General features: G+C 65.0%; 18 protein-coding genes. 9 read left to right on the top strand and 9 right to left on the bottom strand.

What is annotated here, in order from left to right; translation table 11 throughout:
* Positions 1-46 precede the first annotated feature (46 nt).
* Positions 47-946: a DMT family transporter gene (locus AUCHE_RS14360; protein ID WP_006504051.1), complete on the bottom strand. Its 900-nt coding sequence runs from the start codon at positions 944-946 to the stop codon at positions 47-49.
* A 243-nt stretch (positions 947-1,189) separates the two neighbouring features.
* On the opposite strand from AUCHE_RS14360, the gene AUCHE_RS14355 reads away from it, so the two are divergent.
* The 8 genes from AUCHE_RS14355 to AUCHE_RS14320 are packed head-to-tail and all read left to right on the top strand — an operon-like array spanning position 1,190 to position 8,906.
* Positions 1,190-2,224 (top strand): ABC transporter substrate-binding protein, encoded by a 1,035-nt coding sequence (locus tag AUCHE_RS14355; protein ID WP_245706943.1) that lies wholly within the window; start codon positions 1,190-1,192, stop codon positions 2,222-2,224.
* On the top strand, positions 2,221-3,105 hold the full coding sequence (locus tag AUCHE_RS14350) for a hypothetical protein (RefSeq protein WP_006504049.1): 885 nt from the start codon (positions 2,221-2,223) through the stop codon (positions 3,103-3,105). Before AUCHE_RS14355 ends, AUCHE_RS14350 begins: the two co-directional genes overlap by 4 nt.
* Positions 3,098-3,949, top strand: coding sequence for a class I SAM-dependent methyltransferase (locus AUCHE_RS14345; protein ID WP_006504048.1), 852 nt, complete (start codon positions 3,098-3,100; stop codon positions 3,947-3,949). Before AUCHE_RS14350 ends, AUCHE_RS14345 begins: the two co-directional genes overlap by 8 nt.
* 3 nt (positions 3,950-3,952) lie before the next feature.
* Positions 3,953-5,248: an opine metallophore biosynthesis dehydrogenase gene (locus AUCHE_RS14340; protein WP_006504047.1), complete on the top strand. Its 1,296-nt coding sequence runs from the start codon at positions 3,953-3,955 to the stop codon at positions 5,246-5,248.
* Complete coding sequence (locus AUCHE_RS14335) at positions 5,245-6,447, top strand: MFS transporter (protein WP_006504046.1); 1,203 nt, start codon at positions 5,245-5,247, stop codon at positions 6,445-6,447. The genes AUCHE_RS14340 and AUCHE_RS14335 overlap by 4 nt, the downstream gene beginning before the upstream one ends.
* A complete protein-coding gene (locus tag AUCHE_RS14330; protein WP_006504045.1) occupies positions 6,444-7,526 on the top strand; it encodes a FecCD family ABC transporter permease in 1,083 nt (360 codons plus the stop codon). The genes AUCHE_RS14335 and AUCHE_RS14330 overlap by 4 nt, the downstream gene beginning before the upstream one ends.
* Positions 7,527-7,554: 28 nt before the next feature.
* Complete coding sequence (locus AUCHE_RS14325; RefSeq protein ID WP_006504044.1) at positions 7,555-8,328, top strand: ABC transporter ATP-binding protein; 774 nt, start codon at positions 7,555-7,557, stop codon at positions 8,326-8,328.
* A gap of 41 nt (positions 8,329-8,369) precedes the next feature.
* Complete coding sequence (locus tag AUCHE_RS14320; RefSeq protein ID WP_006504043.1) at positions 8,370-8,906, top strand: O-acetyl-ADP-ribose deacetylase; 537 nt, start codon at positions 8,370-8,372, stop codon at positions 8,904-8,906.
* A 37-nt stretch (positions 8,907-8,943) separates the two neighbouring features.
* Here the strand turns inward: AUCHE_RS14320 and AUCHE_RS14315 are convergent, their stop codons facing one another.
* The 7 genes from AUCHE_RS14315 to AUCHE_RS14285 all read right to left on the bottom strand — a co-directional run bounded on the left by AUCHE_RS14315 (position 8,944) and on the right by AUCHE_RS14285 (position 16,831).
* Positions 8,944-9,816 carry a hypothetical protein gene (locus AUCHE_RS14315; protein ID WP_040322735.1) on the bottom strand — a complete coding sequence of 291 codons (873 nt, stop codon included), beginning with the start codon at positions 9,814-9,816 and terminating at the stop codon, positions 8,944-8,946.
* A gap of 301 nt (positions 9,817-10,117) precedes the next feature.
* Positions 10,118-11,080 carry an N-acetylmuramic acid 6-phosphate etherase gene (locus AUCHE_RS14310; protein WP_006504042.1) on the bottom strand — a complete coding sequence of 321 codons (963 nt, stop codon included), beginning with the start codon at positions 11,078-11,080 and terminating at the stop codon, positions 10,118-10,120.
* Positions 11,077-12,273 (bottom strand): anhydro-N-acetylmuramic acid kinase, encoded by a 1,197-nt coding sequence (locus tag AUCHE_RS14305; protein ID WP_217994395.1) that lies wholly within the window; start codon positions 12,271-12,273, stop codon positions 11,077-11,079. Before AUCHE_RS14305 ends, AUCHE_RS14310 begins: the two co-directional genes overlap by 4 nt.
* Positions 12,274-12,284: 11 nt before the next feature.
* Entirely contained in the window at positions 12,285-13,835 is a 1,551-nt protein-coding gene (locus AUCHE_RS14300; RefSeq protein ID WP_006504040.1) for a glycoside hydrolase family 3 N-terminal domain-containing protein, read from the bottom strand.
* A 4-nt stretch (positions 13,836-13,839) separates the two neighbouring features.
* Entirely contained in the window at positions 13,840-14,580 is a 741-nt protein-coding gene (locus AUCHE_RS14295; protein WP_081578261.1) for a carbohydrate ABC transporter permease, read from the bottom strand.
* 65 nt (positions 14,581-14,645) lie between these two features.
* On the bottom strand, positions 14,646-15,551 hold the full coding sequence (locus AUCHE_RS14290; RefSeq protein ID WP_040322731.1) for a carbohydrate ABC transporter permease: 906 nt from the start codon (positions 15,549-15,551) through the stop codon (positions 14,646-14,648).
* A complete protein-coding gene (locus AUCHE_RS14285) occupies positions 15,551-16,831 on the bottom strand; it encodes a sugar ABC transporter substrate-binding protein (protein WP_006504037.1) in 1,281 nt (426 codons plus the stop codon). The genes AUCHE_RS14290 and AUCHE_RS14285 overlap by 1 nt, the downstream gene beginning before the upstream one ends.
* A gap of 263 nt (positions 16,832-17,094) precedes the next feature.
* Here AUCHE_RS14285 and AUCHE_RS14280 point away from each other — a divergent pair, with 263 nt between their 5' ends.
* Positions 17,095-18,213 carry an N-acetylglucosamine kinase gene (locus AUCHE_RS14280; protein WP_006504036.1) on the top strand — a complete coding sequence of 373 codons (1,119 nt, stop codon included), beginning with the start codon at positions 17,095-17,097 and terminating at the stop codon, positions 18,211-18,213.
* A 584-nt stretch (positions 18,214-18,797) separates the two neighbouring features.
* Here AUCHE_RS14280 and AUCHE_RS14275 read toward each other — a convergent pair.
* Positions 18,798-19,211 (bottom strand): DoxX family protein, encoded by a 414-nt coding sequence (locus AUCHE_RS14275; RefSeq protein ID WP_040322729.1) that lies wholly within the window; start codon positions 19,209-19,211, stop codon positions 18,798-18,800.
* Between the last annotated feature and the right edge of the window lie 136 nt (positions 19,212-19,347).

Raw genomic sequence — 19,347 nt, 5'->3', positions numbered from 1 at the left:
GGTACAGCGGCCAGGCGCCGGCTGCTTGCCCGGGGGAGGGCATTTTTCATGCCCGGTCAGGTTCACCCAACTGGGCGACCACGATCCCGGCCAACATCACCGCACACCCGGTCAACCCCCGCACCGTCATCTGCTCCCCCAGGAAGACCATCCCGCCGACCAGACCGAAGACCGCCTCCAGACTCATCAACAACGCCGCCGTGGTCGGCTCCGCATCCGCCTGGGCCACCACCTGCAAGGTGTACGCCACCCCCACCGAGAGCAGCCCCCCGTACAGGATCGGCACCACCGCCTGCGAAGTCCCCGCAAAAGGCACCTCCTCCACGGCCAAGGCCACCGCGCAGCTGAACACGCCGCTCGTCACGAACTGGACCACCGAGAAACGCAACGGATCCAGCCCCCGCCCGCTGAAGGCCCCCACCAACAGGATGTGCGCGGCGAAGAAGAGCGCACACACCAGCACCAGGCCGTCGCCATAGGAGATCGACACGCCCTCGGTGACGCTCAACAGGTAGAGCCCCACCACGGCCAGCACCACCCCGGCCCAGGTCATCCACGTCGCCCGGCGACGCAGGAAGACCCCCAACACCGGCACGATCACGATGTACAACGAGGTGATGAACCCGGCATTACCTGCCGTGGTGTGCCCCAACCCGGCCTGTTGCAAGGCCGACCCGGTGAAGAGCACCCCGCCGGTCGCCACCCCCGGCCAGAGCACCGCACGCCACCGGGAGGCCCCGTCGACCGTCCGCAGACGACGGTCCACGACGTAGACCAGGGGCACCAATGACGCGGCACCCAGGAGGAAACGGGTGCCATTGAAGGTGTACGCCGTGACATGCTCCGCGCCGACCCGCTGGGCGACGAAGGCGAAACCCCAGATCATCGCCGTCACCACCAGGAGCACGTGCGCACGAGCCCGGCGCGCGTCAGCTCGAATGCTCATGACGATCAAGGATATTCGCTGAGATCGACGGGCAAGGCCGAAAGGCGAGGTCACGAGGCCTGTCGCCGGTCGGATCACCAGGGGCGACATACCGCGACCGCCGCCTAAAGCTTAGGCTAACCTCATTATTTGACTCTAATAATCATTATTATTAACCTTCGGGCTGCCACCCAGCCGACAACCCCGACACCACCACCCCCACACCCCCGCACCACGACCGGCACAGCCCGAAAACCTGAACCGGTGAGATATGGAGAGCTACGACCCATGCGGAAACTTCGCCCCGGACTCGCCCTCACAACAGCCCTCCTGATCACCGCCACCGGCTGCACCCCCGCCGGCACCACAGGCACAGCAAAAAACGGCTCGACAGCGATCACCATCAACAGCTGCGGCCGCGACGTCACCTTCGACACCCCCCCGAAACGCATCCTCGCGATCGGCTCAGAAGCACCCTCCCTCCTGGTCGCCGCCGGAGCCGGAGACAAGATCACCCACTACGCCGGCAGCCTGAAAGTGCCCTTCGAACAAGACACCAAAGCCCTGGTCGAACGCGCCGAACGCGTCAGCGAAGACTCACACAACGTCTCCTACGAGATGATCCTGAACTCCAAAGCCGACGTCGTCATCGGCACCGACATCACCAAAGGCGTCGACATCAACGCCCTCGCCAAACGCCTCGAACAAGCCGGCACGAAACTCCTCACCGTCAGCGGATACTGCGGAGGCATCCCCGGACGCAGCACCAACGGCGCCAACGGCTTCGACCTGATCTACCAAGACGTCAACAACTACGGCCGCCTCTTCGGCACCAGCCAGAAGGCCACAGAATCCGTCAAACGCATGCAAGACCGCGTCACCGCCGCCAAAGAACGCCTCACCACCCACACAGGCAAGACCGCAGCCCCCCTCTACGTGCCCGCCAAAGGCGGCATCGGCTCCTACGGCGGACAATCACTGGTCTCCGAACAGATGACCGCACTCGGCCTGAAGAACGTCTTCGCCGACGTCCCCAAACGCTACTTCGAACCCAGCACCGAAGAACTGATCGGCAAAGAACCCGACCTCGTCTTCGGGATGTACCTGCCCACCGGATCGTCGAACACCGAAACCGACGAAGACGTCGTGAAACAACTGCGCACCCGACCAGAACTCAAAGGCCTGGCCACCGTCCACAAAGACGGCGCAGTACTCCCGCTGAACTACTTCTACACCTCCCCCGGACCACTCGCCGTCGACGGAATCGAACTCATCGCCAGCCGCCTGTCCGCATCATGACCCGACAGGACAACTGCACCAGAAAACCCCCGCCCCGGCAGACACCCCGGATCACCCACGAAGTCGACTTCGTCAAACTCAGCCCCACCAGCAACATGACCGTCCTGGTCACCAGCCAACACCACCCCGCCGACTACCCCTCGATCGCCAACCAACTGCTCTCCGAGTGCCACGTCCACGCCGAACAAGTCGGCTTCGTCCGGCCACCGACCACACCCCAAGCCCACACCCGCCTACACATGGCCGGCAACGAATTCTGCGGCAACGCCTGCATGGCCCTGGCAGCACTCACCGCCGCAGAAAACGGACTCGACAACGGCCACCGGACCGAAATCGTCCTGGAAACATCCGGCTCCACCACCTCCGTCCCCTGCGACGTCGAACGCCTCGGCGCCGACTACACGTGCCGACTCACCGTCCCCGACCCGATCGGCGTGGAGAACTACACCTTCCCCGGCAGAACACACCTGCGCTCAGCCCTGGTCCGCTACCCCGACGCCGTCCACCTCGTGGTCGAATGCTCACAACCCGACCAGACGATGCGAAAACACGCCGAAGACGCCGCCGCCCAACTCGCAGCAGACGAAAACGCAGCAGTGATCGCCGTCCTGCTCTACGACCCCGACCGGGCCGAACTCACCCCACTCGTGAGCGTGCCCGCCCTGGGCAGCCTCATCTGGGAAGGCAGCTGCGGATCAGGCACCGCCTCCGTAGGCGCCTACCTGTCCGCACAACACCACAGGTCGATACACCTCGGCCTCCGACTACCCGGCGGACCCATGCAGGTCCACGTCGACCACCGGACCCACGGCACACACCACCTGCAGATCGACGGACACGTCCGCATCGTGGCCGAAGGAAAGGCCTACATCCATGGATGAACACACGACACCCACCCCCAGGGAACCCTCCGCCGAAGCCCACACCCTCCACCACCGCCTACGCCACTTCCGAGACCGCTTCCGCGCAGCCGCAGACGGATACGACAGATCCACCCGGCAAGCAGCCGAACTCGAAGAACTGATGGCCGACTACTCGATCCTCGTCACCGACGAACACCACATCGAACTGTTCGCCCAACTCGAACACAGCCGACCCGCAGAACTCGCCACACTGACCACCGAACTACGCACACAATCAGCACGCTGCGCCGCAGTCACGGAAAAATATCGCGCCCTGCGCCTGATAGAAGGACAAACCGGAACAGACGGCTACTTCGCCAACGTCGAAACGTGCATCGACCAAGAATTCGGCGCACTCGCCCCGACCCGGGAATCAGCGGTCCTCCTCATCGGCTCAGGATCCTTCCCGATGACCCTGCTCACCATCGCAGAACGCACCGGCGCCTCCGTAACCGGACTCGACATCGACCCCGAAGCCGTCGAACTCGGACGACGCGTCGTGAAAACCCTGGCCGGCACCCCGGACATCACCCTCGAATGCCGACCGATCGAAGAACTGCCCTTCACCGCCGAAGCCACCCACATCGTCTTCAGCTCCACCGTCGAAACCAAATACGACCTCCTCGAACGACTGCACCCGATCACCCGCGACGACGTCGTCGTCGCCATGCGATTCGGCGACGGACTCAAATCGTTGTTCAACTACCCCCGGCAAGACGTCAATCCCGAACACTGGCAACAGATCAGCACGGTCCACCACCCCAACCAAGTCTTCGACGTCGCCGTCTACACAAAACCCGACCACGCCGGAAAGGCCGGCTGACCCGTGGAAAACCTCGGAAGAGTACTCATCGCCGGAACCGGACCCACCGCAGTCCAGACCGCGATACTCGCCGCCCGGATCAGCACCACCGTCGGCATCGCCGGCAGAGGAACACCACGCTCGGACTCCTTCCTCCACGCGCTGAACACCACCGACGGCATCCTCCAGGTCGACGTCCAGAACGACCGACACCGAGCACTGTCCGGCCGACACCAGATCGAAGAACGCTTCCACCGCTACCCGGACGTCACCGGCCGGTGGGACACCCTCATCCTCACCGTCACCGCAGACGCCTATCTCCCCGTCCTGAAACAACTCCCCCCGGAAGTCCTCGAACAGACCACCCGGATCATCCTGTCCTCCCCCACCCTCGGATCAGGCTCACTCGTCAGCGAATACACCGCACAACAAGGCCTGCACCCCGAAGTGATCAGCTTCTCCAGCTACCTCGGCGACACCCGATGGCCCCACGGCGAACCCTCGGCCACCGTGCTGACCGCAGGCGCCAAACGCCGGATCTACGCAGGCTCCACCACCCCCCGCTCGAAAACCCTGGAACTCCTCCGCACCCTCTACGCCACCACCGGCACCGACATCGAACCCCTCGACCGGCCCGTCCACGCAGAAACCCGCAACATCTCGCTGTACGTCCACCCCGCCCTGTTCATGAACGAGGTCACCCTCGACGCCGTATTCGGCACCCCCGACACCACGAAATACGTCTACAAACTCTTCCCCGAAGGCCCGATCACCCCGTCACTGATCCACACCATGGTCGCCATGTGGCGGGAAATGACAGCCATCACCACCGCACTGGGCAGCCCCAGCCTCAACCTGCTGGCCTTCATGCTCGAAGACAGCTACCCCGTCCGCCCGGAAAGCATCAGCCCGGCCGACATCGCCGCCTTCGAACAACTACCCACGATCCACCAGGAGTACCTCGTCTACGTGCGCTACGCATCCCTCCTCATCGACCCCTTCTCCACCCCGGACCGGGCCGGAAGGTACTTCGACTTCTCCGCCATCCCGATCCCACAGGTCTTCCGCAACAGCACAGACCAATGGGACATCCCACGAATGCCCAAAGAGGACTACTACCGCACCAAAATCATCCAAGGCGTGGCCCGCCACCTCGACGTCGACTGCCCCACCATCGACGCACTGCTGACCCGATACGAGGACGAACTACGGCAAGCAGCGAAAACCCGCGAAGGCGAAGCCCTGTCGACGGCCTTCACCATCCAGGACTTCGACACCGACCTCGACATGATCCGCACCGGCCTCTCGAGGAACCCATGAGCGACACGACACCCCCCGAAGCCCTGCCCAGCGAAAGACGCATCATCGCAGCGGTCTGGCCGACCCTACTGGCCTCAGCGGCAGGCCTCCTCCCCTTCACGATCTTCACGACATATCTCGTCCCCATCGCCGAAGCCGTCGGTGACGGACACGCCGAAGTAGGCTCGATGCGCGGACTCGCCGGCATCGGCGCCGTCCTGACCGGCATCGCCCTGGCACCCCTCATCGGACGGATCGCCCCCGGACGGGTCGCCGCCGCCTCCCTCGTCCTGCTCGGCATCGCCGCCCTCATCGGCACAGCCGCCTGGATCCCGGCACTCGCCGCATTCTGCCTGCTCACCGGGGTATCGAATGCGCTCCTGTACCCGGCCCTGTCCTCAGCGGCAGCCGACCGATTCGGCACCGGCCCGGCCGCCAGCAGAGGCGCCGCCCTGGTCATGACATCGCAGACCCTGGCCTCCACACTCGGAGCGCCCCTCCTGATCATCCCCACCCTGTGGTGGGGATGGCAGGGCGACCTCGTGGCCATCGCCGTGATCGCCTTCCTCCTCGCGCCGATCCTCTACCGCTTCGGACGCGACGAACACGCCGACAACGCCCCCCGGCTCGGCTACATCGCCGCATTCCGCACCCTCGCCGCAGTCCCAGGCGCCGTACCCCTGCTGACCGTCTCCTTCGCCCGAGCCGGCGCATTCATGGGACACCTGGCCTTCCTCGCACCGCTGTACGGCGACCGCTTCGGACTGACATCGTCGATGTTCGCCTTCGTCTGGTCACTCAGCGGCGGCTCGTTCTTCCTCGGCCACCTGATCTCCGGCCGGATGGTCAACCTCGACGAATCCGACCGGCGAGCCCAACGAGTGATGACCATCAGCCTGCTGACCGCACTGATCGCCATGATCGGCGTCTACACCGCACCGGTCCTGCCCCTCGCCCTGATCTGCACGGCGATCCTCTCGGCCAGCCACGCGGTCGTCTCCGCGGCAGTCGTCACCCTGCTGGTACGCCGCTGCACCGACGTCCGAGGAACAGCCCTGAGCCTGAACTCCGCCGGAATGAGCCTGGGACTCTTCCTCGGCGCCGCCGCCTCCGGCACCGCCATGAGCACCGCAGGCTACCAAGGCGCCGTCATCGCCCTCAGCGCCATGACCGTCGCCGGACTCGTCGCAGCGATGACCCTGAAAAACCGCACCCCATGAACACGACGACACAACTGACCGTCACGGACGACGACCTCGACCACGACCGTCGGAAAAGACACACCAGACTGTGGATCAGCGGCCTGTGCCTCGCCCTGCTCCTCACCCTGCCGACCGCGATCGGCCTCGGACCGGTCTCCATCCCGGTGGACACCGTGGCCGGGATACTCGGACACCACCTCCTCGGCACACCCGCCGAAACGACATGGACGAGAACCGAAGACTCCATCGTCTGGCTGCTACGCACACCCCGAGTACTCCTCGGCGCCGCCGTCGGCGCCGGCCTGGCCATCGCCGGCGTCGCCCTCCAAGCACTCACCCGCAACATCCTCGCCGAGCCCTACCTCCTCGGAGTGACCTCCGGCGCCTCCACCCTGGCAGCCGCCTCCATCCTGTTCGGAGTCGGAACCGGCATCGGCTCAGGCTCACTCGCCGGCAGCGCCTTCATCGGCGCCTTCGCCGCCGGCGTAGGAGTCTTCCTGCTCGCCCACGTCGGCGGACAGATGACCTCGACCCGGCTCGTCCTCGCCGGCGTCTCCGTCGGCTACGTCCTGCAAGCACTCACCTCGTTCCTGATCTTCGCCTCCGACGACCCCGACGCAGGCCGCTCCGTCCTCTTCTGGACCCTGGGCTCACTGACACTGGCCACCGGACAATCCGCCCTGATCACCGGGGCCGTGGTGCTCGCCACCCTCGCCGTCCTCACCGTCAAGGCCCGACCCCTGGACGCGCTGGCCATCGGCGACAACACCGCGCAGACACTCGGGATCTCCCCGCTCCGACTGCGCGCCACCATCATGGTGATCGTCGCGCTCTGCGTCGGAGCCCTCGTCTCCGCCTCAGGAGGCATCGGCTTCGTCGGCCTGATCATCCCCCACGTCGCACGGCTGTGCGTCGGCACCGCGCACCGACGGCTCCTCCCGGTGGCCGCCCTGCTCGGCGCCGTCTTCCTGGTCTGGGCGGACGTCCTGGCCCGGATCACCCTCCCCGCCCAGGAACTCCCCCTGGGCATCGTGACGGCCCTGACCGGAGCCCCGCTGCTGTTCCTCCTCGTCCGCCAGCTCAACACCCACCAGTGAAGCGTGACCCCGCAAGGAGCTCCACATCATGATCTCGGCGAACGACGTCTCCGTCGGCTACGACGACGTCCTCGTACTCAAAGGCGTCGGACTACACGCAGGGCCCCGCGAAGTGGTCGGACTCATCGGCCCCAACGGCAGCGGTAAAAGCACCTTCCTACGCACCCTGTACGCCGCACTGCGCCCACGCGCAGGCCTGATCACCATCGACGAACAGCCAGTCTCCGCCCTGCGCAGTCACGACCTGGCACGACGGGTCGCCGTGGTCGCCCAGGAAACCCCGTCCGACCTCCCGGTGACCGTCGCGGACATGGTGCTGCTCGGCCGGTCACCGCACCGCAAAGCCCTCGCCGCCTTCACCCGGGAAGACCACCAGGCCGTCGCGGCCGCACTGACCCGCGTCGGAGCCCGGACGCTCGCCGACCGCCGATTCTCCACCCTCTCAGGAGGGGAGAAACAACGTGTGTTGGTCGCCCGATCACTGGCACAACAAGCCGACCATCTTCTCCTCGACGAACCGACCAACCACCTCGACATCCGCTACCAGCACGAACTACTACAGATGGTCGGACAGCTCGAGGTCACCACCGTCGTCGTCCTGCACGACCTCAACCTGGCGGCCAGGTACTGCACGAAACTCGTCCTGCTCGAACGCGGCCACGTGGCAGCGGCCGGGACGCCCGAAGAGGTCCTCACCCCGGAGACGCTACGCCGGGTCTACGGCATCCACGTGGAACGAGTGACCGTGAAGGACTCCCTGCAACTGATCTTCAGCCCATTGGACGAGCACGACGCAGCCTGACCGGAGAAAATGGCGGGACACCCCGACCTGAGGAAGACCCCATGAACAGCCCGGCCCGAATCGACGCCGTCCACGGCGACATCACCACCGAACAGGTCGACGCGATCGTGAACGCCGCCAATTCCTCCCTGATGGGCGGCGGCGGCGTCGACGGCGCCATCCACCGCGCCGCTGGCGTCGAGCTCCTCAACGCTTGTAGAGAACTACGGTCCGGCGACCTGCCCCGGGGGCTGCCGGTCGGTCAGGCTGTCGCCACTACTGCCGGACGGCTGCCCGCCGCATGGGTGATCCATACGGTCGGCCCTAATCGACATGCCGGGCAGGACGATCCGGAGCTGCTTGCTGCGGCTTTCCGCAATAGTCTCGACGTCGCCGTCAGCGTCGGAGCACGCACTGTCGCTTTCCCAGCGATCAGCGCCGGCATCTACGGCTGGGACATGGCCGAGGTCGCCCGGATCGCCGTCGCCACGGCAGGCGCGCATCCTGCGGCCGCCGACGGACGTCTCGACCTGATCCGCTTCGTCCTGTTCAGCGTTGAAGCCCACCGAATCTTCGTCGAGCTGCTCGATCACCGCTGAGCACGGCCAGGCCCCGCCAGCCCGGCAATGAACGCCATCACAAACTTGCAGAGCTTCGATTATCCCACTCAAGCGATAGTGGACAACATTGACAGCCCTCCGGGCAGTTAACCCTCTCATCCATATCAGGCAAAACAAGATAAGGCCTGGTTCTCAGCTCTTCATCCCTGATCTCCCGCAGAGACTCCCGAGTTCCCAGCCGCTCCCGCGCCTCCGCATTCGCTAAATAAAAATCAACGACACGCGAGGCGTACTCCCATTGATTGTACAAATATTTGCCCTCATAAAGGCAAACAAGATCGATTGAATACGGAACTTGAATGAGGGGCGTAGGAATATTCAGCCCAAAGAGGATGCGAAATCTCCTTTCAGCCCTCACTCGCGCCGCGACTTTGATTCTAAAATCGCGGCCTCCAAGATCGTCTCTCACAACCTTCTCCCAGGGAATGACGGTCTCCGAGAATTTCCAGTGAATGATAACTGCATCCGAACGCAATATCACCCTGGGCCAACCCATCCAAGCCCCAGAAATTGTCGCCAAGGACATGAGCAGAAAAGGAAAAACCATGATCCAGAAAAAACCATCGTAAATTAAATGTCCATCATTTTTGTCAAGACTAACGGTAAGCATGAGTGCGGCCAATGAGTGAACGGTCAGCTGAGCCGGTATCAGGCACAGCCTAGGGAACGCCGACATGACGACAACTTTTCGCCCTCGATAAATAGAAATATAACATTCTGGAGATACTCCGAAAAGGTCATACACCAAGAACATGGCGAGCAAGAGCCCCCCGGAGAAGAACATAGAAAATAAGGGGATATACAACAGAGTCCGCTCGGACAAAATTACAAAGCCGATCGCCCCAGCGAAGAGGAGATTTCCTCCAGCAAAAGCGGACAGCTGCGCCACCTCACACCACCACCGCCATGTCTTTCTATCTGCACTAATATAATATTTTACAAAAACTCTATCTTGAGGCATGCGGCTCGCCAACTTTCTTCCACAAGGCCATCGCGCACGTCGGAAACGGCTGCAATCCTCATTATCGGGAAGGAGAACATGCCCCCCGATATCTGGCCAACAAATATTGCTATGCAAAAGCACTCTTCAAGAGGAGATTATCTCCTCACCTTGCTGATCAGCGAACCAATCCCGCCAGCCCGGCAATGAACGCCAAAACCTCGAAGGCCGAAGAACAAAACCCCGCCGTTCAGGAACGCCCCGCAAGCACCCGAGCCACCGCCGCCCGCACCCCCGACGGATCACCCACCCGCCCCGGATCCGGCGGACACGCCGCCACCGCAGCAGCCACCCCCGCCGAACCAGCCTCCTCCGGCGACAGACCCGCCGCCAACGCCACCAACGCCGGACGCACCTGCCCCCGCGCCGCCGCCAACGCCCGCGCACACTCCGGCTCCGAACGGCCACTGCCCTGCACCAACATCCGCACCGACCTCGCCCGCAACTTCGCATTCGTCGGCACCAGATCGATCATCAAACCCTCATACGTCTTCCCCAACCGGACCATCGTCGCCGTCGACAAGGCGTTCAACACCAACTTCTGCGCCGTCGCCGCCTTCAACCGCGTCGAACCCGTCACAACCTCCGGGCCCGTATCCGGCAAGATCGCCACATCCACCAGCCCCGCCAACGCCGCATCCGGAACCGCCGCGATCAACACCGTCACCAACCCGCGCCCCCGCGCCGCCACCAGAGCACCCCGCACGAACGGCGTCCGCCCACTCGCCGCGATCCCCACCACCAAATCACCCGGACCACACCCCCCGACCACCGCCGCCCCCGCCGCCTCATCATCCTCCGCGCCCTCCACCGCACAAGTCATCGCCGACAAACCCCCGGCCAGATGAGCCCGCACCGACTCCGGACCCACCCGGTACGTCGGCCACAACTCCACCGCATCCAACACCCCCATCCGCCCCGACGTCCCCGCACCCACGTAATGGACGACACCCCCCGCGAAAACCGTCCCGACCATCAACTCCGCCGCCGCCACCACCTGCGCAGACACCGCCTGCACCGCGTCGAAGACCTGCCGGTCGGCAGCAAACACCGCCGCCACCACCTCAGCCGTGTCACCGGCGTCGAGCATCCGAGCCGCAGGATGCCGCCCCTCGGTACGCCACCCCAGATCAGGCCGACCACCACCCGTCACCGCTGCCCCCCACCAGATCGACCACCACGCACACCGACGACCAACCGTCGAGGCCGCCGACCAGCCCACCGCCCCGGAAGATCCATCCGACACGGCGGAGTCGACGAACCCAGCACCGCAGGACGACACGCACCAGTCACCGGACCCCCCGGCCCCACCGCCACACCAGGCACGCCATGAACCGACAACCAACCCAACAACGCCATCAACAGAGCCTCCTTCGCCGACGACGGCACACCGAGCGCATCACTGGTCGTCACCGGCGCCCCAGCTAACTCCCGCAGCCGGCGCATCAACGTGGGATTCGCCGCACCCCCACCGGACACCACGACCCGATCGACCGAACCCAACGCATCCGCCACCGTACGCGCCGACAACTCCGTGAGCGTGGCGAACAGATCCGGCCCCGACAGAACCTGCCCACCCAACAAGTCACGGACATAACGACAGTGGAAATGATCCCGCCCAGTGCTCTTCGGAAAAGGCCGGGCGTAATACGGATCGGCCAACAAACGACCCAGAGCAACCCGGTCGACCACCCCAGCCGCCGCCCACCTCCCCTCCCGGTCACAGGACTCGCCCAGCTCCGCAGCAGCACTGTCCAACAGACAATTCGCCGGACCGGTATCCCCCGTCACCACCGCACCCGCCGCATCGATCAAGGTCACATTCGCGATACCCCCCAGATTGACCGCCGCCGACGGCCGATCCCCCAACCACAACGCGTCGAACATGCTCGCCAACGGCGCCCCCTGCCCGCCCGCAGCGACATCCGCACTCCGCAGATCACTGACCACCGGAACACCCGTAGCCGCATACACATGCGCCGGAGAACCCACCTGAAGACTGCCCGACACCCGACCGTCCACCACGACATGAGCCAACGTCTGCCCATGACAGACAATCAGATCCACCGGCCCCCACCTGGCGATGGCCTGCGCACACGCCTCCCCCACGATCCGACCGACCTGCGCATGCCACAGACACCACCGATCCGGACCCGCAACCACCCGACCCGTACTCGCCGCGACCAACTCCGCCCGCACCCCAGCCGGCCACGGCACCTCCTCATCCGCCACCGGAAGCAGATGCACCTCGTACCCCGACTCACCCCGCCCCGAAACCGGCAGATCCACCGCCGAAATCTGCGCCAACGCCAGATCAATCGCATCCAAGGACGTACCGGACATCACCCCCAGAACCCTCACGCGCCACCCCCACCGGTCCCCCCGGCCGTCAACACGTGCACCACAGCCTCCGCATTGGCCGCACCACTCCCGAAAGCACACACCAGACGCGCCGGCGCCGGCGCCGCCTCACCCACCCCCGTATGAACGACCACCCCGTCCGGACGCGCCGCCAACACCGCCTTCAACAACTCCCCCTCCGCCGGATCAGCACACGCCCGAGCCGTCAACACGACCACATGATGACCGACCGGAGCGACATCCAAAGCAGCCGCGACCTCAGCAGCATCCAACGGGATCAACACCTCCGCCGCGACCCAAGACCGCCGGAAAACCTCCGCGAAAGGACAAGACAGACGATCAGCAGCAACATCCACCCGACGACGGACATCGATCAACAGCGGCGGCCCCGACAAGGCCACCTCCCCGGTCACCCGCAAAGCCTGCCGCGCCGCAACAGCCCCCACCGACCGCAGAGCCTCCTCCGCACCACGCACAGCCTCCGCAGAAAACACCCCCGACGACCCCACCCCCCGAGAACGCCGCACAAGCGTCGCATTACGCCCAGCCGACTCGGCCAACACCGCCGGATCCAACACCCCACCCGCCACGGCCTCGTCGATCGCAGCGACCGCCTCCACGAACGCCGCCTCCGGATCACGACGCTGCGGCGCATCCAGACACAACAGATCAGCACCAGCCACCAGAGCACGCACACACGCCTCCCCCAAGGACATCCGGTCGCTGAGCGCACACATCCCCAAAGCATCGGTGACGATCGGCCCGGTGAAACCGAACTCACGGATACTGCCCGCCGCCCAGGACGACAAGGACGCCGGCTCCACACCCCTGGAAGGCACCACCAGATGACCCACCATCACCGCATCCACCCCGGCACACCCCGCACCGTCCGGCGTCAACAAATCCCGGAAAGGCGCCAGATCCCGACGCCACAGAAGATCCTCACCGGCCTCCAGAACCGGCAGGTCCACATGACTGTCGACCCGGGTATCCCCATGCCCCGGATAATGTTTCGCACACGAAGCGACCCCCGCCACGGCCAAACCCTCCGCGAAGGCCGCACCATGCCGGAAAACCACATCCGGATCGGCCCCGAACGACCTCGTCCCAATCACCGGATTGAACGGCTCAGCCGCCACATCCACACACGGCGCCAGATCCAAATCCACCCCGACCTCAGCGAGCAACTCACCCAACAACCGGCCACACCGCCGAGTCAACCCCAGATCGTCGACCGCCCCGAGCGCCGCCGCCCCCGGCAACGACGACCCGTGCACAGCCTGCAACCGGGTCACATCACCGCCCTCCTCATCGACAGCGATCACCAACCCACCCGCACCACCCGCCACCGCCCCGGCACGCGCAGCAGCCCCGTCGTGAACAGCCCGCAACTCGGCGGTCAAAGCGCGGGTCGTCACCAGGTCAGGAGTGTTCTGGGCGAACAAGCAGACCGCGGCAAGACCGTCGGCCAGAGCCTCCGCCAACCAGTCCGGCACCCGGGTGCCGGAGAACCCCGTCATCAGTACACCGTGGGCGAGTCTGCTCATCAGGTCATCCCTTCACCGCGCCGGAAGTCACCCCGGCGACGAGATGTCTTTGCACGATCATGAAGAAGACGACCACAGGCACGGCCAGCAGAGTCGACGCAGCCATGATCGGCCCCCAGTCAGCGGTGTTCTCCCCGAAGAACTTCTGCAAACCGATCGCCACGGTGTACTTCCGTTGATCCTGGAGAAAGGTCAACGCGAAGATGAACTCATTCCACGCGGTGATGAAACTGAAGACGCTGGTAGCGACCAGACCAGGCGCGACCATCGGGACGAGAACCCGCCAAAAGCTCTGCCACCAGGAACAACCGTCGACCTGAGCGGACTCCTCGATCTCCACGGGGACAGCAGCGACAAACCCGCGCAACTGCCACACCGCGAACGGCAGAGAGAACGCCAAGTAGACGATCGACAGACCCAGCAGAGAATTCAGCGCAGCCAGATTACGGGCCTGCAAGAAAAGCGGGATGACCAGAGCCTCCAAAGGCACCATCTGCGCGACCAGGATCATCACCATCACAGTGGTGCGCATCCGGAAACGGAAACGGGCGACAGCAACCGCGGCCAACAGGGCGACGAACGAACTGACCGCCACGGTCACCACAGCGACCAACGCCGAATTCACCAGGTAGCGACCGAAACCGGCACCACTGAGGACACGGGTGAAATGTTCGGCACTGACCCCGGAAGGCAAGAGACTCCCACCCCGAGTCGCCGCGCGCGGATCGACAGCGGTGGACACCATCCAATAAGCGGGAAAAAGCGCGAAAACGAGCAAAACGGCCACACCGCACCACCGGGCGAAACCCCTCACCACTCCTCCTCGGCGAACAACGTGCGCAAGTAGACGAGAGTGACCGCCAACAACAACAACGTCAGCAGGACCGCGACGGCCGCGCCCATCCCGTACCGGCCCTGCCCGAAACTGGTGATGTAACTCCACACACCCAGGTTGAAAACCTCCCGGTTCGTGCCACCGCCACCAGGCATGAGGAAGATCTGCGTGAACACCTTGAAGTCCCAGATGGTCGACAAGATGGTCACCACAGCGAACAAAGGACGCAACATCGGCAGAGTGACATGCCGGAACTGCCGCCACGACCCGGCACCGTCGATACGAGCCGCCTCGTACAGTTCGTCCGGGACAGCGAGCAACCCGGCCAACACGGTCACCGCCACGAACGGGAAACCATGATGGACGACATTCAAAGTGGCAATCGCGAAAAAAGACGTCCGATCAAGGAACCAGTTGACCTGCCCGGTCTCCACCAGACCCAGGCCGCCGAGCAGATGAGTCGCCAACCCGTCACCCGGATCGAAAAGGAAAACCCACACATACGTCCCAGTGATGGCAGGCACCGCCCAAGCCACCATGATCGCGCTGCACAGGACATACCGCAGACCCGTCGGCAGAGACTTCAGGAAGAGCGCCACCACAGTGCCCAGGACGACAGTGAGAACGACACATACCGCCGCGAAGACAACCGTATTAGGCAGAACGGTACGCCACAGATAGCCGTCACCGAGGATCTCGGTGTAATTGCGCCAACCGATATAGCGGGTGGTACCCCGATTCAACTCACGCAGACCATGTTCCTGGAAAGACAGGTCAACGACCCGGACCAACGGCCAAACCATCAACACGGCGAGGACGAACAGAGCAGGAGCGAGCAACAGCCACGGGCGGGCCCGGCGGATCAATCTGGGTGACACCATCACTTCGCGGCGAAGACCTCGTCCATGTCCTTGGCCGCCTGATCGGCAGCCTGCTGAACGGTGGCCTTCCCCGAAAGGATCGACTGCATCATCGTCGGAACGACCTTCTTGCCCTGGACCTTGCCCCAAGCAGGCGTCACCGGCACCGTCTTACCACCCCGAGTGAACTGCTCCACGAAAACCTTCGTCAGTTTCTCCTGATCACCCAGTTTCCCGACGAGGCTCTTCGTCCCCGGGAAATAGGTCGACTCCTTGCCCCACCGGGTGGCCAGATCACCGGTGGTCATCAACCTCACCAGCTCGAAAGCAAGATCCTTCTTCGTGCTCTTCTCGAAGACCGCCAGGTGAGAACCGCCGGTGAAAGAACGGGCCATGCCATCCTTCCCAGGGATCGGGAAAGCACCGGTGCGAGCGGCGACCTCCGGGGCGTCCTTCGTCAACGTCGGCGGCGTCCACGACCCGGAAACGATCATCGCGACACCACCTTTGGCGTAAGCCGCCAGGACGTCCTTCTCATTCCAAGTCGCCGCCGCAGGAGTGGAAGCCTGCTGTTTCACAGCGAGATCGGTCAGAAAAGTGATCCCCGCGACGGATTCGGGCGAATTGATCCGACTACGCCACCGGTCGCCCTCCTTCACAGCGAGTTCACCACCGGCACCCCAGATGAAAGGGACAGCGGTGAACTCGCTGCTCCCCGGCACGGCAAAGGGGACGATCCCCGGCTGGTGACTCTTGACCTTCGTGACCGCTTCGGCGAACTCGGCCCACGTCGCGGGAGGCGAAGTGATACCCGACCGGGCGAAGACCTCCTTGTCGTAGAGGACGGCACGCACCCCGGCGTACCAAGGCATCCCGTAGAGCTTCCCCTCGAGAGTGCCGGCATCTCTCAACCCGTCGACGAGATCGTCGGCAAGCCCGGCGTCACGCACCCTCGCAGTGAGATCCGCGAGAGCACCGACATCGGCGAACTCGGGAGTCCACGTGGTGCCGACCTCAGCGACATCAGGGGTGGTGCCACCGGCGATGGCCGTGGTGAACTTGTCCTTGGCGCTCGCCCAGGGCACCAGCTGGACGTCGAGTTCGGCACCGGTCTTGGCCTTGAACGCTTCTTTCACCTGGGTGAAATAGGCGGTGCTGTCCGGGTTGGTGCCTTCCATGATCCAGACGGTCAGTTTCTGCCCGTCACCTCGAGCGGAACTGTTGCTGCTGCCGGAATCCCCGCAAGCTGCCAGCGGGAGCAGCAGCAGACCGGTCAGAATGCACGCCAGAGGCTTGCCCATCAGTTCTCCTCGTCGAGTCCGCTCGGGCCGGTGATCCTCCGAAACTAACGTGTCCTCCCCTGTCGTGTAGCGCATTTGGTGCCACTGGCCGCTTCGGCGCGCCAGGTCGTCGTGCCGGACCGGCCGAACCGGCCCCGCGAGGAAAGGACATGTGGAAGCCTGTTTCCCTCAGGGGATCGGCCCGTCTCCAGTTCTGCTGCACCCGCAGGCCGTACGCCTGAGGTCGTGTCGGCAGGCGAAGTCGACAGGTGAAGAGGTGACCCATGGTTTTTCTCGGCGTGGACATCGGCGGCACCGCCATCCGTGCCGTGCTCACCGACGCGCACGGCACCCTGGTCGGACGAGGGCTGGCCCGGGGCGGGAATGTGCGTTCGTCACCGGGCGACCTGGCCGGTCACCTGACACGGGCACTGCGGGAATGCGTGGACACCGGGCCGGTCCGGGCACGTCCGGACCAGGTGTGCATCGGATCCGCCGGAGCCGGTCCCGCCCGCAGGGACGAGGTCGCCGGGGCGATCCGCCGGGCGTGCGCCGCGGTCGGCCTGAAAGTCGCCGAGCATCCGTCCGAGCCGGGCACCGTGCCCTTCTCCCTGGTGACCGACCTGGAAATCGCTTTCCGAGCGGCCGCTCCCCGACCGGACGGATATGTCCTGATCGCCGGGACGGGCGCGGTGGCCGCGTCGATCTCCGGATGGGCGCTGCAGGATCGACGGGACGGCCTGGGCTGGTTGCTGGGCGACACCGGATCAGGCGTCTGGTTGGGGCGACGAGTGTTGCGTGCAGTGGCCGCCGACCTGGACCGTGGCGGGCCGCCGACGGCGATGACCGCAGTGGTCCTGGGCCAGCTGTCGTTGAGCCCGGCGGCCGGTTCGGAACGGGTCGACCCGCAACAGTTGATCCGGGCGGTCGACGAGTTGCGTCCGGCCGAGTGGGGTCAGTTCGCGCAGGTCGCGTTGAATCTGTCCGGGCAGGACGAGCAGGCCACGGCGATCGTGGACCGGGCCGGGGAGGCCTTGGCGTCGACCTTGTCGGCGGTCGGAGCCGGGGGCGCAGGTATCGGTGCGGACGAAGGCGAGGCCAGGGGCGCGAGTATCGGTGCGGACGAAGGCGAGGCCAGGGGCCCGGGTGCTGCTGGTGCTGGTGCTGGTGCTGGTGAGGATATCGGTGCGGGCGCTGACACGGACGAGGGTGGGGGCGCCGCTGAAGCACCGGTCGTCTTCGCCGGGGGGCTGCTCGCCTCGGGTCCGCTACGTCACCGGGTGGGTGCCGGATATCCGCAGGCCGTGTTCGTCCCGCACCCGGTCGTCGGGGCGTGCGCGGCGGCGGCAGCAGAGGTGGGGGTCGACCTGGACCGGGCGGCCTTGGCCCGGGCGATGAGGTGATCGACGAGGCCGGTGTCCGAGCCGGAGATGGACGACTGTGACAACTGAGAGCCTATTTCGGTCACTGTGAGCCTGTTTCGACGACTGAGAGCCCACTCCAACGACTGGGAGCCCGTTTCGACGACTGGGAGCCCGTTTCGACGACTGAGAGCCGCGTTAAACACGGCTCGTAGTGACTGAAACAGGCTCCCAGTCGCCCACGAAACGACACGACTACCCCCGCACCCGCGAAGCAACCATTGCCCCCTGACACGGATGTCACCCCGACTCCTCCCCGCGCCCACGAAGCAACCACGAAGCGGCACGACTACCCCGCGCCCACGATGAATAACCACCGCAAGGCCCCGGGTCACGACTACCCCCGCGCCCGCGTCCGGACATGCGCAGAGGGCCGTCCGATCCACCAGGACCGGGCGACCCTCCGAAATACAGACGGCAGAACCGCCGGGATCACGAACCTCTCGACATGACGACCCACGACACGACGACCCGCGGCACGACGACCCCCGACGTCGGCCCGTTCGCCCCGAAGCTCCCCGACACGGAAGAACTCACCCCGAGACGCCCCGACGAGACAGCAGAGCTCAACGCGAGACCGGCTCCGACGGACCGCTGGTGGCCCACAACGCCCAAGCCACGAAAGCCGGCTGGACCAGCAGACGCACCAACCGCTTGTTGTCGTCGTCCAGACCGAAGGTGTCCTTACGTTCCATGTACTGCCAGACATTCGCCGGGAAGACCCCGACGAAGAAAGCCGCCGCCGTCCGACCCACCACACGCTGCTGAGACGGCAACGCGATCAACGCCGCCCCCTGAGCGATCTCGGCGACCCCGGAGGCCACGACCGTCCTGTCCTTATCGGCCGGGAACCAGTCGGGCACGATCTCCGCGAACTCGGCACGCTTGGCGCCCAGGTGGCTCAGACCTGCCCGGATGAGCAGAGCTCCGAGCGCGACCCGACCGACCGTCCTGGCGGTGAACTTCATGAGTGGTGTCATCTCCTTCGTCCGGGCCCGCCTACGATGCCGTGACGACATGTCAGGGCCACGGGCCCACGCCCTGCCCAACGATCCGCCGAGCCGATCAGCTCCCCGACGAGCGGAAATACCCGCGAAGCGCCCGAATCACACGCCC

It is taken from the genome of Austwickia chelonae NBRC 105200 (assembly GCF_000298175.1).
In the GTDB taxonomy this organism is placed as follows: Bacteria; Actinomycetota; Actinomycetes; order Actinomycetales; family Dermatophilaceae; genus Austwickia; species Austwickia chelonae.
This window is presented reverse-complemented; position numbering and strand designations above follow the sequence as displayed.